The following is a 14,346-nucleotide window of genomic DNA, read 5'->3' as shown; positions in this document are numbered from 1 at the left end:
ATTTCCTACCTAGGTGTTAATATACGAAGCGGAATCTTTTTTCTGTGACTATATGCCTCCATGTCTACAAGTTGGGCATGGAGGTTTTTAGTGCACTTTCGGTACATCTTCTATATAATCTACAGGAGGTGTAATAACATGAGCAAAGTAATCGAAACTAAACAACAAGTTGTAACTGAAATCGCGGACAAACTTCGCGCTAGTAAATCTACAATCGTTGTTGACTACCGTGGTTTAACAGTTTCTGAAGCAACAGAATTACGTAAGCAATTACGTGAAGCTGGCGTTGAGTTCAAAGTTTACAAAAACTCTCTAACTCGTCGTGCTGCAGAATCTGCTGAAATGGCTGAGTTAAATGAATTCTTAACAGGACCAAACGCAATCGCGTTCAGTAACGAGGATGTAGTTGCTCCTGCGAAAGTATTAAACGACTTCGCTAAAGATCATGAAGCTTTAGAAATTAAAGCGGGCGTAATCGAAGGTAAACTTGTAACACTTGATGAGGTTAAAGCAATTGCTACTCTTCCATCACGTGAAGGCTTACTTTCTATGCTTCTTAGCGTTCTTCAAGCTCCAATCCGTAACCTTGCACTTGCTACTAAAGCAGTTGCAGACCAAAAGGAAGAGCAAGGCGCTTAATTTTTTAAAAGATAATTACGTATTATCGATAAAACAATACAAACCTATTTAAGGGAGGATATTTACAATGACTAAAGAACAAATCATTGAAGCAGTTAAATCTATGACTGTATTAGAACTTAACGACTTAGTAAAAGCTATCGAGGAAGAATTCGGCGTAACTGCTGCTGCTCCTGTAGCTGTTGCTGGTGGCGCTGGAGAAGCTGCTGCTGAGAAAACTGAATTTGATGTGGAACTAACTAGCGCTGGTGCACAAAAAATCAAAGTTATCAAAGTTGTTCGTGAAATCACTGGTCTTGGCTTAAAAGAAGCTAAAGAATTAGTTGACAACACTCCAAAAGTAATCAAAGAAGCTGCTGCTAAAGAAGAAGCTGAAGAAATCAAAGCTAAACTTGAAGAAGTTGGCGCTGCTGTAGAAGTTAAGTAATTAACTTTTGATGCTTTAAAAAAAGCTCGCTCTCATGCGAGCTTTTTTTTTAACTGTAAAGAAAAGAGGTGGCCATATGGCAGACCATTATTTTTCTAACGACCCTTCTAGTAAAAGTGATCGTAAGCGATGGGAGTTTGCCCTTCGTGGATCTCGATTTACTTTCTTATCTGATCATGGGGTGTTCTCGAAAAACGAAGTGGACTTTGGTTCCCGTCTTTTAATTGAAGCGTTTCAAATGCCAGATATTAAAGGTAATATATTAGACGTAGGTTGCGGATACGGTCCTATTGGTTTGTCGTTAGCGAAAGAGTTTCAAGGTCGTGAAGTTCACATGGTGGATGTGAACGAGAGGGCACTTGGGCTTGCGAAAGAAAACGCCGCTAATAACAAAATCGAGAATATACGTATTTTTCAAAGTAGCGTCTATGAAAATGTAGATGGTAAGTATGCTGCTATTCTATCTAACCCTCCGATTCGTGCGGGTAAAGATATCGTACATGAGATTTTAGAAAAAGCTGTGGAGTATTTAGTTCCAGATGGAGAGCTTTGGATTGTTATTCAAAAGAAACAAGGTGCACCGTCTGCGCTAAAAAAACTAGAAGAAGCATTTTCTGAAGTTGAGGTTGTAGAAAAGAAAAAAGGATATTATATCATAAAATCAAAAAAACGTTGACGGTTATTTTTGGCTATGTTAACATTATACAATGCCAATATATGATTTTCTGCGTTGAGAAAGATGTATATTTTTGTTTCTCTTGGAAAAGATAGTAAAATCAGCAGATTATGAAACAGAATGATGGTTTTCTTATAGAAGCCATTTTTCTTTTTTGAGCAGGTAGAAAGACTCAACGTATTTATCTTTAAGAGAAAGAGACTACGCTAATAGCAGTAGTTGTATTTATTTGTGATTTTGCACAAATTTTTTTGTGCATTTATAATACTCATGATTTGAGGGGTGAAGCAGTTGACAGGTCAACTAGTTCAATACGGACGCCACCGCCAACGAAGAAGTTATGCCCGTATTAGTGAAGTATTAGAGTTACCAAATCTTATCGAAATTCAAACCTCTTCTTATCAGTGGTTTCTTGATGAGGGTTTGCGAGAAATGTTCCAAGACATTTCTCCGATTGAAGACTTTACGGGAAATCTATCGCTTGAATTTATCGACTACAGCTTAGGTGAACCTAAATACTCTGTAGACGAATGCAAAGAGCGTGATGTGACGTATGCAGCACCACTTCGTGTAAAAGTGCGTCTAATCAACAAGGAAACTGGTGAAGTAAAAGAACAAGATGTGTTCATGGGAGATTTCCCACTCATGACAGAGACTGGAACATTCGTAATTAACGGTGCAGAACGTGTTATCGTTTCCCAGTTAGTTCGCTCTCCAAGCGTATACTATAGTGGCAAAGTGGATAAAAACGGAAAACGTGGTTTTACTGCTACTGTAATTCCAAACCGCGGAGCTTGGTTAGAGTATGAGACAGATGCTAAGGATGTTGTATATGTGCGTATTGACCGTACGCGTAAACTTCCTGTAACTGTTTTGTTACGCGCATTAGGGTTTGGCTCTGATCAAGAAATCACCGAGCTTTTAGGTGATAACGAATACTTAAGCAACACATTAGAAAAAGACAACACAGATAGCACAGAAAAAGCATTGCTTGAAATTTATGAGCGTCTACGTCCTGGTGAACCACCAACAGTAGAAAATGCTAAGAGCTTACTTGTGTCTCGTTTCTTTGATCCAAAGCGCTACGATTTAGCAAATGTAGGTCGCTATAAGATCAACAAGAAGTTACACATTAAAAACAGATTGTTTAATCAACGTTTAGCTGAAACATTAGTGGATCCAGAAACTGGTGAAATTTTAGCGGCAGAAGGAACAATCTTAGATCGTCGTACACTTGATCGCATTTTACCTTACTTAGAGAAAAACATTGGATTCAAAACAGCGAAACCAATGGGTGGAGTGGTAGAAGGCGATGTTGAGCTGCAATCTATTAAGATTTATGCTCCTGAGTCGGAAGGCGAACGCGTAATTAATGTAATTGGTAATGCAAACATTACTCGTGATGTGAAACACATCACACCAGGTGATATCCTTGCTTCTATCAGTTACTTCTTCAACCTACTATACAAAGTAGGGGATACAGATGATATTGACCATTTAGGAAACCGTCGTCTGCGTTCTGTTGGAGAACTGTTACAAAATCAATTCCGTATCGGTCTTTCTCGTATGGAACGTGTTGTTCGTGAGAGAATGTCGATCCAAGATACAAATGCAATTACACCACAGGCACTAATTAATATTCGTCCTGTTATTGCATCTATTAAAGAGTTCTTCGGAAGTTCTCAGTTATCTCAGTTTATGGACCAAACAAACCCATTAGCAGAGTTAACTCACAAACGAAGACTATCTGCATTAGGACCTGGTGGTTTAACGCGTGAGCGCGCAGGCTTTGAAGTGCGTGACGTTCATTACTCTCACTACGGTCGTATGTGTCCGATTGAAACACCAGAGGGACCAAACATCGGTTTGATTAACTCATTATCTTCGTTCGCGAAAGTAAATGAGTTTGGTTTCATTGAAACACCATACCGTCGTGTTGACCCAGAAACTGGTCTTGTAACAGGGCATGTTGATTACTTAACAGCAGATGAAGAAGATAACTATGTTGTAGCCCAAGCGAATATGAAATTATCTGACGAAGGTGAATTCCTAAGTGAAGATATCGTAGCTCGTTTCCGTGGTGAAAACATTGTCACAAATAGAGAACGCATCGACTACATGGATGTATCTCCAAAACAAGTAGTGTCGGCAGCGACAGCTTGTATTCCGTTCTTAGAAAACGATGACTCTAACCGCGCACTTATGGGAGCGAACATGCAACGTCAGGCGGTTCCGTTAATGAATCCGGAATCTCCGATTGTAGGTACAGGTATGGAGTACGTATCAGCAAAAGACTCAGGTGCTGCAGTAATCTGTAAACATCCTGGTGTTGTTGAGCGCGTAGAAGCACGTGAAGTTTGGGTACGTCGCTATGTAGAAGTTGACGGTCAAACAGTAAAAGGCGACTTAGATCGCTACAAAATGCAAAAATTCATTCGTTCTAACCAAGGAACTTGTTACAACCAACGTCCAATCGTAAGTGTTGGAAATGAAGTTGTAAAAGGTGAAATCCTTGCGGATGGTCCTTCTATGGAATTAGGTGAACTAGCACTTGGACGTAACGTGCTTGTTGGCTTCATGACTTGGGACGGTTATAACTACGAGGATGCGATCATCATGAGTGAGCGCCTTGTAAAAGATGATGTGTACACTTCTATTCATATTGAAGAATATGAATCAGAAGCTCGTGATACGAAGCTTGGACCAGAAGAAATTACACGTGACATTCCAAACGTTGGGGAAGACGCATTACGTAACCTTGACGAGCGCGGTATCATTCGCGTTGGTGCTGAAGTAAAAGATGGAGATTTACTTGTTGGTAAAGTAACACCTAAAGGTGTAACAGAATTAACAGCTGAAGAACGTCTATTACATGCTATCTTTGGAGAAAAAGCGCGTGAAGTACGTGATACATCACTACGTGTACCACACGGTGGTGGCGGTATTATCTTAGACGTAAAAGTATTCAACCGTGAAGATGGCGATGAATTGCCACCAGGCGTGAATCAACTTGTACGTGCATATATCGTTCAAAAACGTAAAATTTCTGAAGGTGACAAGATGGCCGGACGTCACGGTAACAAAGGTGTTATTTCTCGTATTTTACCAGAAGAAGATATGCCTTACCTACCAGACGGTACGCCAATCGATATCATGTTAAACCCATTAGGGGTACCATCTCGTATGAATATCGGTCAGGTATTAGAGCTTCATCTTGGTATGGCAGCAAGATACCTTGGCATTCACATTGCAACACCAGTATTCGATGGTGCTCGTGAGGAAGATGTTTGGGGCACAATTGAAGAAGCTGGTATGGCAAATGACGCGAAAACAATCCTGTATGACGGACGTACTGGTGAACCATTCGATAACCGCGTATCTGTTGGTGTCATGTATATGATCAAACTTGCGCACATGGTTGACGATAAACTTCATGCTCGTTCTACTGGACCATACTCACTTGTAACGCAGCAACCTCTTGGAGGTAAAGCTCAGTTCGGTGGACAGCGTTTCGGTGAGATGGAGGTTTGGGCACTTGAAGCTTACGGTGCTGCTTATACTCTTCAAGAAATCTTAACAGTGAAGTCTGATGATGTTGTTGGACGTGTTAAGACTTATGAAGCAATTGTTAAAGGCGAAAATGTTCCAGAACCAGGCGTTCCTGAATCATTCAAAGTATTGATTAAAGAGCTGCAAAGTTTAGGTATGGACGTTAAAATGATGTCTAGCGACGATACAGAAATTGAAATGCGTGATACAGAAGATGACGATGATCATCAATCAGCAGATAAATTGAATGTCGAAGTTGAGACAACTAAGGAATAATTGGGATAACCTGTAGACTAAAAGGGAGGTAGGCCCCTTGATAGATGTAAATAACTTTGAATATATGAAGATTGGACTTGCTTCACCTGACAAGATTCGTTCTTGGTCATACGGTGAAGTTAAGAAACCAGAAACTATTAACTATCGTACGTTAAAGCCTGAAAAAGATGGCTTGTTCTGTGAGCGTATTTTCGGACCACAAAAGGACTGGGAATGTCATTGCGGAAAATACAAACGTGTACGTTATAAAGGTGTAGTTTGTGATCGATGTGGCGTTGAAGTAACGCGTGCAAAAGTACGTCGTGAACGTATGGGTCATATCGAATTAGCTGCTCCTGTATCTCATATTTGGTATTTCAAAGGTATCCCGAGCCGCATGGGACTTGTCTTAGACATGTCCCCTCGCGCGCTTGAAGAAGTAATTTATTTCGCTTCTTATGTTGTAACAGAAAGTGGAGATACACCACTTGATAAGAAGCAATTACTTTCTGAAAAAGAATACCGTGCATATCGTGATCGATATGGTAGCACATTCCAAGCTGCTATGGGTGCAGAAGCAATTAAAAAGCTACTACAAGACATCGATTTAGATAAAGAAGTAGACTTCTTAAAAGAAGAATTAAAAACAGCACAAGGACAACGCCGTACTCGTGCTATTAAACGTCTAGAAGTATTAGAAGCATTCCGTAACTCTGGAAATGAACCGTCTTGGATGATCTTAGATGTTCTACCAGTAATCCCACCAGAACTACGCCCAATGGTACAGTTAGACGGTGGACGTTTTGCTACTTCTGACTTAAACGACTTATACCGTCGTGTAATTAACCGTAACAACCGTTTAAAACGTCTATTGGACTTAGGTGCACCAAGCATCATCGTTCAAAACGAAAAACGTATGTTACAAGAAGCTGTAGACGCATTAATCGATAATGGTCGTCGTGGCCGTCCAGTTACTGGGCCAGGTAACCGTCCATTAAAATCACTATCTCACATGCTTAAAGGTAAACAAGGACGTTTCCGTCAAAACTTATTAGGTAAACGTGTTGACTACTCTGGTCGTTCTGTAATCGTTGTAGGACCGAACTTAAAGATGTATCAATGTGGATTACCAAAAGAAATGGCGCTTGAACTGTTCAAACCTTTCGTAATGAAAGAGTTAGTTGAAAAAGGATTAGCACATAACATTAAGAGTGCGAAACGTAAAATCGAGCGTGTACAACCTGAAGTTTGGGACGTTTTAGAGTCTGTGATTAAAGAACATCCAGTACTTCTAAACCGCGCACCAACACTTCACCGTCTTGGTATCCAGGCGTTTGAACCTACATTAGTAGAAGGTCGCGCAATCCGTCTTCACCCACTTGTATGTACTGCATACAACGCGGACTTTGACGGTGACCAAATGGCCGTTCACGTACCTTTATCATCAGAAGCTCAAGCTGAAGCTCGTCTTCTTATGTTAGCGGCACAAAACATCTTGAACCCGAAAGACGGTAAACCAGTTGTTACTCCATCTCAGGATATGGTATTAGGTAACTATTACTTAACACTTGAGCGTGAAGGTGCAATCGGTGAAGGTATGGTCTTCAAAGATGCAAATGAAGCATTGCTTGCATATCAAAATGGATATGTTCATCTTCATACACGTGTTGCAGTAGCTGCAAGTGCAGTAAACAACGCAACATTTACTGAAGAGCAAAAGAGTATGCTTCTATTAACAACAGTTGGTAAATTAATATTTAACGAAATCTTACCAGAGTCGTTCCCTTATATTAATGAACCAACAAATTCAAACCTTGAAAAAGAAACACCAGCGAAATATTTCGTTGAAAAAGGTGCGAACATTAAAGAAATTATTGCTAGTCGCGAAGAAGTGGCGCCATTTAGCAAGAAGATCCTTGGTAACATCATTGCGGAAGTGTTCAAACGTTTCCAAATTACAGAAACGTCTCGCATGCTTGACCGTATGAAAAACTTAGGATTCAAGTACTCTACAAAAGCTGGTATTACAGTTGGGGTATCTGACATTCTTGTATTAGGCGAAAAAGATGAAATTCTCCACGAAGCACAAGCAAAAGTAGATAATGTAATTAAACAATTCCGTCGCGGTTTAATCACGGAAGAAGAACGTTACGATCGCGTTATCTCTATTTGGAGTAATGCAAAAGATGTTATCCAAGGAAAACTGATGAAATCCTTGAATAAACGCAACCCAATCTTCATGATGAGTGACTCAGGTGCCCGTGGTAACGCATCTAACTTTACTCAGCTTGCTGGTATGCGTGGTCTTATGGCCAATCCATCTGGTCGTATCATCGAACTTCCAATCAAATCGAGTTTCCGTGAAGGTTTAACAGTACTTGAGTACTTCATCTCTACGCATGGTGCGCGTAAAGGTCTTGCCGATACAGCACTTAAAACTGCCGATTCTGGTTACTTAACACGTCGTCTTGTTGACGTTGCACAAGATGTAATCGTTCGTGAAGATGATTGTGGAACAGATCGCGGTTTATTAATTGGTGCGATTAAAGAGGGTAATGAAGTTATCGAGTCATTATATGATCGTCTTGTTGGACGTTTTGCAAGAAAAACTGTAAAACATCCTGAAACAGGTGAAGTATTAGTTGCTGAAAATCAATTAATTACTGAAGATATCGCTCATATCGTTGAAAATTCGGGTGTTGAAACTGTAAACATTCGTTCAGCGTTTACGTGTAATACTCGCCACGGTGTATGTAAGAAGTGTTACGGTCGTAACTTAGCAACTGGAACAGACGTAGAAGTAGGAGAAGCGGTAGGTATTATCGCAGCTCAATCTATCGGTGAGCCAGGTACACAGTTAACGATGCGTACATTCCATACAGGTGGGGTTGCCGGAGATGATATTACTCAAGGTTTACCTCGTATCCAAGAGATCTTCGAAGCTCGTAATCCGAAAGGTCAGGCAGTTATCAGTGAAATCGACGGTGTTATCGCAGCGATCAACGACGTTAAAGATCGCCAAGAAGTAGTTGTACAGGGTGAAGTTGAAGCTCGTACGTATGCTATTCCTTACGGTGCTCGTCTGAAAGTAACTCCAGGACAGCCAATTAGCCACGGTAAAGAGTTAACAGAAGGTTCTATTGATCCGAAAGAATTACTAAAAGTAACGGACATTACGGCGGTTCAAGAATACTTATTACGTGAAGTTCAAAAAGTATACCGTATGCAAGGGGTAGAAATTGGTGACAAACACGTAGAAGTAATGGTACGTCAAATGTTACGTAAAGTTCGTGTAAGTGATGCAGGTGAAACAGATGTATTACCAGGAACATTACTAGATATCCATCAGTTCACTGATGCGAATGCTAAGGTCTTACTGCAAGGTAAGCAACCAGCAACAGCTAGACCTGTTCTACTTGGTATTACAAAAGCTTCACTTGAAACAGATTCATTCTTATCTGCAGCATCGTTCCAAGAAACAACTCGTGTCTTAACTGATGCAGCAATTAAGGGTAAACGCGATGAACTTCTAGGATTAAAAGAAAATGTTATTATCGGTAAACTTGTTCCTGCTGGAACAGGTATGAATCGTTATCGCAAAGTGGATCTTGTAAAAACAACACAAGATGACATGAATGTAGAAAACGATGAGGTTTATGTGGAACAGTAAAATTTTCCGGCATAAATTTTGTATAAAAACAATTAATCTTAGTTGACATTGTATGAGTCAAAATGTTACTATAATCAAGGTTGCTCCTGAACGATGCTTTGGAGGATATTTATATGTCTTATCAAAAAGTATCAACTGCTGAAAATGTAGTCGTTGGTCATAAACGTACATTGGAGGCAATCAAAAATGGTACAGTTAAAGAAGTTGTCATCGCAGAGGATGCTGACATGCGGTTAACCCATGCTATCATTCGTGTTGCAATGCAATATAACGTGCCCATAACAAAAGTTGAATCAGTTCGTAAGCTTGGTAAAGCTTCGGGGATTCAAGTGGGAGCTTCAGCAATAGGAATAATAAGTTAAAACTGTTTTTGTGAGGAGAGAGCATTTGCTCTTCCTTGCAAAAACTTTGTTTTCAACTAATAATGAACCACCTGGATATGTGGTCATACAAACATGCGAAGGGAGGATAATCAAATGCCTACTATTAACCAATTAGTGAGAAATGGTCGTACTGATAAAGTATGGAAATCTAAATCACCTGCGTTAAACAAAGGTTTTAACTCTTTAAAGAAAAAATCAACTGATATCTCTGCACCTCAAAAACGTGGTGTATGTACTCGTGTTGGTACAATGACTCCAAAGAAACCTAACTCAGCGTTACGTAAATACGCTCGTGTACGTTTAACAAACGGTATCGAGGTTACAGCTTACATCCCAGGTATCGGTCATAACCTACAAGAGCATAGCGTAGTATTAATTCGCGGTGGTCGTGTAAAGGATTTACCGGGGGTACGTTACCACATCGTTCGTGGTGCGCTTGACACAGCTGGTGTTGACAAACGTATGCAAGGACGTTCTAAATATGGTACTAAGAGACCAAAACCTGCTAAAAAATAATAACTTTAAAATGAAAGGAGGAACTCAATATGCCTCGTAAAGGACCTGTTGCGAAACGTGACGTGTTACCAGATCCAATGTACAATTCGAAGCTAGTAACACGCCTTATCAACAAAATGATGGTTGACGGTAAAAAAGGTAAATCTCAAACAATTCTTTATAATGCGTTCGATATCGTAAACGAACGTACTGGTAAAGAGCCAATGGAAGTATTCGAGCAAGCTCTTAAGAACATCATGCCTGTTCTTGAAGTACGCGCTCGTCGTGTTGGTGGTGCTAACTACCAAGTTCCAGTTGAGGTTCGTCCAGAACGCCGTACAACTTTAGGTCTTCGTTGGTTAGTAAACTACGCTCGTCTTCGTGGTGAAAAAACTATGGAAGAGCGTCTTGCTAACGAAATCTTAGATGCAGCTAACAACGCTGGTGCATCTGTTAAGAAACGTGAAGACACTCATAAAATGGCAGAAGCTAACAAAGCATTTGCTCATTACCGTTGGTAGGATTCAACGTAAAATAAATGTAAGCATAAACCGCTTTATTTGTCGCTTATGGAAGTGTGGAGAGGGAGAATGCCTCTCCCTTTCATCGGGCGCTCGTTTTACATAATGAGAGTACTGGACATACTGACATGTGTAACAATATAAAGTGGCTTTTTTGCTACTTAAAATAAAAAAATCCAATCCATATATGGAAGGAGCAAGACACCAAATGGCAAGAGAGTTCTCTTTAGAAAACACTCGTAATATTGGTATCATGGCTCACATCGATGCTGGTAAAACAACAGCAACTGAGCGTATTCTGTACTACACAGGACGTATTCATAAAATCGGTGAAACTCACGAAGGTGCATCTCAGATGGACTGGATGGAGCAAGAGCAAGAGCGTGGTATCACAATTACTTCTGCTGCAACTACAGCACAATGGAAAGGTCATCGTGTAAACATCATTGATACTCCAGGACACGTAGATTTCACAGTAGAAGTAGAACGTTCTTTACGCGTACTTGATGGCGCTGTAGCGGTACTTGATGCGCAATCTGGTGTAGAACCACAAACAGAAACTGTTTGGCGTCAGGCTACTACTTACGGCGTACCTCGTATCGTATTCGTTAACAAAATGGATAAGATCGGTGCAGATTTCTTATACTCTGTAGGAACAATCCACGATCGTTTACAAGCAAACGCACATCCAATTCAGTTACCAATCGGTGCTGAAGATGAGTTCAATGGTATCATTGACCTTGTTGAAGAGTGTGCTTACATGTACGGTAACGATTTAGGAACAGACATTCAACGTGTTGAAATTCCTGAAGAGCACAAAGAATTAGCTGAAGAATACCGTGGAAAACTTATTGAAGCGGTAGCTGAGCTTGATGAAGAAATGATGATGAAGTACCTAGAAGGTGAAGAAATCACTGTAGAAGAGCTTAAAGCTGGTATCCGTAAGGCTACAACTTCTGTAGAATTCTTCCCAGTAATCTGTGGTTCTGCATTCAAAAACAAAGGTGTTCAAATTCTGTTAGACGCAGTTATCGACTACCTTCCATCACCACTAGATGTACCTGCTATTAAAGGTACTCTACCGGATACAGATGAAGAAGTAGAACGCAAGTCTAGCGATGAAGAACCATTCGCAGCTTTAGCATTCAAAATCATGACTGACCCTTATGTTGGTAAGTTAACGTTCTTCCGTGTGTACTCTGGTGTGTTAAACTCTGGATCATACGTGAAAAACTCAACTAAAGGTAAGCGTGAGCGTGTAGGTCGTATCCTACAAATGCACGCTAACAGCCGTGAAGAGATTTCAACAGTTTACGCTGGTGATATCGCTGCTGCTGTAGGTTTAAAAGATACTACTACTGGTGATACTCTTTGTGACGAGAAGAGCCTTGTTATCCTTGAGTCTATGGAATTCCCAGAGCCAGTTATCTCTGTAGCTATCGAACCAAAATCTAAAGCTGACCAAGATAAAATGGGTACAGCATTATCTAAGCTTTCTGAAGAAGATCCAACATTCCGTGCTCACACTGACCAAGAAACTGGCCAAACTATCATCGCTGGTATGGGTGAACTTCACCTTGATATCATCGTTGACCGTATGCGTCGTGAATTCAAAGTGGAAGCAAACGTTGGTGCTCCTCAGGTAGCATACCGTGAGACTTTCCGCGCTGCTGCGAAAGTTGAAGGTAAGTTCGCTCGTCAATCTGGTGGTCGTGGACAATTCGGTCACGTTTGGATTGAGTTTGAACCTAACGAAGAAGGTAAAGGATTCGAATTCGAAAACAAGATCGTCGGTGGTGTAGTTCCTCGTGAATACATCCCAGCTGTTGGAGCAGGTCTTGAAGATGCACTTAAAAATGGTGTACTAGCTGGTTATCCACTAGTTGACATTAAAGCTGCATTAGTTGACGGATCTTACCATGATGTCGATTCATCTGAGATGGCGTTCAAAATCGCTGCATCTATGGCACTTAAAGCTGCGGTTTCTAAATGTAGCCCAGTAATTCTTGAGCCAATGATGAAAGTTGAAGTTGTAATTCCTGAAGAGTACATGGGTGACATTATGGGTGACGTAACATCTCGTCGTGGACGTGTAGAAGGTATGGAAGCTCGCGGTAACGCACAAGTTGTTCGCGCTATGGTTCCACTTTCTGAAATGTTCGGTTATGCAACGTCATTACGTTCTAACACTCAAGGACGCGGAACATTCTCTATGGTGTTTGACCACTATGAAGAAGTACCAAAGTCTGTTTCTGAAGAAATTATCAAAAAAAATAAAGGTGAATAATTGATTTTTATCGATTGTTCAAGTATAACTACTTATGTAAGCTTAGAAAGTGGGACGTAAGTTTCACTTTCTAGTCTAAATATAAAATAACCTATATAAACTAAGGAGGAATTTAGAATGGCTAAAGCTAAATTCGAACGTTCTAAACCCCATGTTAACATCGGTACAATCGGCCACGTTGACCATGGTAAAACTACATTAACTGCTGCGATCACTACAGTTCTTGCAAAAGCTGGTGGTGCTGAAGCACGCGGATACGATCAAATCGATGCTGCTCCAGAAGAAAGAGAGCGCGGTATCACAATCTCAACTGCACACGTTGAGTACGAAACTGAAACTCGTCACTATGCACACGTTGACTGCCCAGGTCACGCTGACTATGTTAAAAACATGATCACTGGTGCTGCTCAAATGGACGGCGGTATCTTAGTAGTATCTGCTGCTGATGGCCCAATGCCTCAAACACGTGAGCACATCCTTCTTTCTCGTCAAGTAGGTGTTCCTTACATCGTTGTATTCTTAAACAAATGCGACATGGTAGATGACGAAGAATTATTAGAATTAGTAGAAATGGAAGTTCGCGACCTATTATCTGAATACGGATTCCCAGGCGACGACATTCCTGTAATCAAAGGTTCTGCTCTTAAAGCTCTTCAAGGAGAAGCTGATTGGGAAGCAAAAATCATTGAATTAATGGCTGAAGTTGATGCTTACATCCCAACTCCAGAACGTGAAACTGACAAACCATTCTTAATGCCTGTAGAGGACGTATTCTCTATCACAGGTCGTGGTACAGTTGCTACTGGTCGTGTTGAGCGCGGTATCGTTAAAGTTGGTGACGTAGTAGAAATCATCGGTCTTGCTGAAGAAAATGCTTCTACAACTGTAACTGGTGTAGAGATGTTCCGTAAACTTCTTGACCAAGCTCAAGCTGGAGACAACATCGGTGCTTTACTTCGTGGGGTTGCTCGTGAAGACATCCAACGTGGACAAGTACTTGCAAAAAGCGGTTCTGTAAAAGCTCACGCTAAATTCAAAGCTGAAGTTTTCGTATTATCTAAAGAAGAAGGTGGACGTCACACTCCATTCTTCGCTAACTACCGTCCTCAGTTCTACTTCCGTACAACTGACGTAACTGGTATCATCCAATTACCAGAAGGTACTGAAATGGTAATGCCTGGTGACAACATCGAAATGACTATCGAACTTATCGCTCCAATCGCTATCGAAGAGGGAACTAAATTCTCTATTCGTGAAGGTGGACGTACAGTAGGTTACGGTGTAGTTGCTACTATCGTTGAGTAATCTTAACTGATATAAAAAAACCTAAGGGATTTTCCCTTAGGTTTTTTGTTTGCGTTTATATAAGGAAGAAGAGGGTGTTTTTTGTTTTGACGAGTTTCTTCTATAGTAATATAAAAACGACAAAAGATAATCCAGAAAC

10 protein-coding genes and 1 other annotated feature (1 of these 11 only partly in view) are annotated in these 14,346 nt (G+C 40.6%); all 10 genes read left to right on the top strand.

The features are described 5' to 3' along the window. Positions 1–99 (top strand) — a sequence feature (ribosomal protein L10 leader region) (it extends 46 nt beyond the left edge of the window). Positions 100–138: 39 nt separating this feature from the next. The 10 genes from rplJ (at position 139) to tuf (ending at position 14,207) form a co-directional block, all read left to right on the top strand. Next, the gene (rplJ, locus tag HMAS_RS26775; RefSeq protein ID WP_000048716.1) at positions 139–639 is read left to right on the top strand and encodes a 50S ribosomal protein L10; all 501 of its coding nucleotides are present in this window, start codon (positions 139–141) and stop codon (positions 637–639) included. A 67-nt stretch (positions 640–706) separates the two neighbouring features. Next, a complete protein-coding gene (gene rplL / locus HMAS_RS26770) occupies positions 707–1,066 on the top strand; it encodes a 50S ribosomal protein L7/L12 (RefSeq protein ID WP_000159736.1) in 360 nt (119 codons plus the stop codon). A 76-nt stretch (positions 1,067–1,142) separates the two neighbouring features. Next, positions 1,143–1,742 carry a class I SAM-dependent methyltransferase gene (locus HMAS_RS26765; RefSeq protein ID WP_000763264.1) on the top strand — a complete coding sequence of 200 codons (600 nt, stop codon included), beginning with the start codon at positions 1,143–1,145 and terminating at the stop codon, positions 1,740–1,742. 291 nt (positions 1,743–2,033) lie between these two features. Next, on the top strand, positions 2,034–5,567 hold the full coding sequence (gene rpoB, locus HMAS_RS26760) for a DNA-directed RNA polymerase subunit beta (protein ID WP_000147553.1): 3,534 nt from the start codon (positions 2,034–2,036) through the stop codon (positions 5,565–5,567). 37 nt (positions 5,568–5,604) lie between these two features. Continuing rightward, complete coding sequence (rpoC, locus tag HMAS_RS26755) at positions 5,605–9,216, top strand: DNA-directed RNA polymerase subunit beta' (RefSeq protein ID WP_000567939.1); 3,612 nt, start codon at positions 5,605–5,607, stop codon at positions 9,214–9,216. Positions 9,217–9,329: 113 nt separating this feature from the next. After that, the gene (locus tag HMAS_RS26750; protein WP_000121837.1) at positions 9,330–9,578 is read left to right on the top strand and encodes a 50S ribosomal protein L7ae-like protein; all 249 of its coding nucleotides are present in this window, start codon (positions 9,330–9,332) and stop codon (positions 9,576–9,578) included. Positions 9,579–9,692: 114 nt separating this feature from the next. Further along, positions 9,693–10,115, top strand: coding sequence for a 30S ribosomal protein S12 (gene rpsL / locus HMAS_RS26745; RefSeq protein ID WP_001142341.1), 423 nt, complete (start codon positions 9,693–9,695; stop codon positions 10,113–10,115). 29 nt (positions 10,116–10,144) lie between these two features. Next, positions 10,145–10,615, top strand: coding sequence for a 30S ribosomal protein S7 (gene rpsG, locus HMAS_RS26740; RefSeq protein WP_001137491.1), 471 nt, complete (start codon positions 10,145–10,147; stop codon positions 10,613–10,615). A gap of 208 nt (positions 10,616–10,823) precedes the next feature. Continuing rightward, complete coding sequence (gene fusA / locus HMAS_RS26735) at positions 10,824–12,902, top strand: elongation factor G (protein ID WP_000090370.1); 2,079 nt, start codon at positions 10,824–10,826, stop codon at positions 12,900–12,902. Positions 12,903–13,019: 117 nt separating this feature from the next. Further along, a complete protein-coding gene (tuf, locus tag HMAS_RS26730) occupies positions 13,020–14,207 on the top strand; it encodes an elongation factor Tu (protein ID WP_001029614.1) in 1,188 nt (395 codons plus the stop codon). Positions 14,208–14,346 lie beyond the last annotated feature (139 nt).

This window comes from Bacillus sp. HMA207 (assembly GCF_003402455.1).
Classification (GTDB): Bacteria; Bacillota; Bacilli; order Bacillales; family Bacillaceae_G; genus Bacillus_A; species Bacillus_A cereus.
The sequence above is the reverse complement of the archived record's forward strand: the minus strand, read 5'-3'. Positions and strand labels throughout refer to the sequence as shown.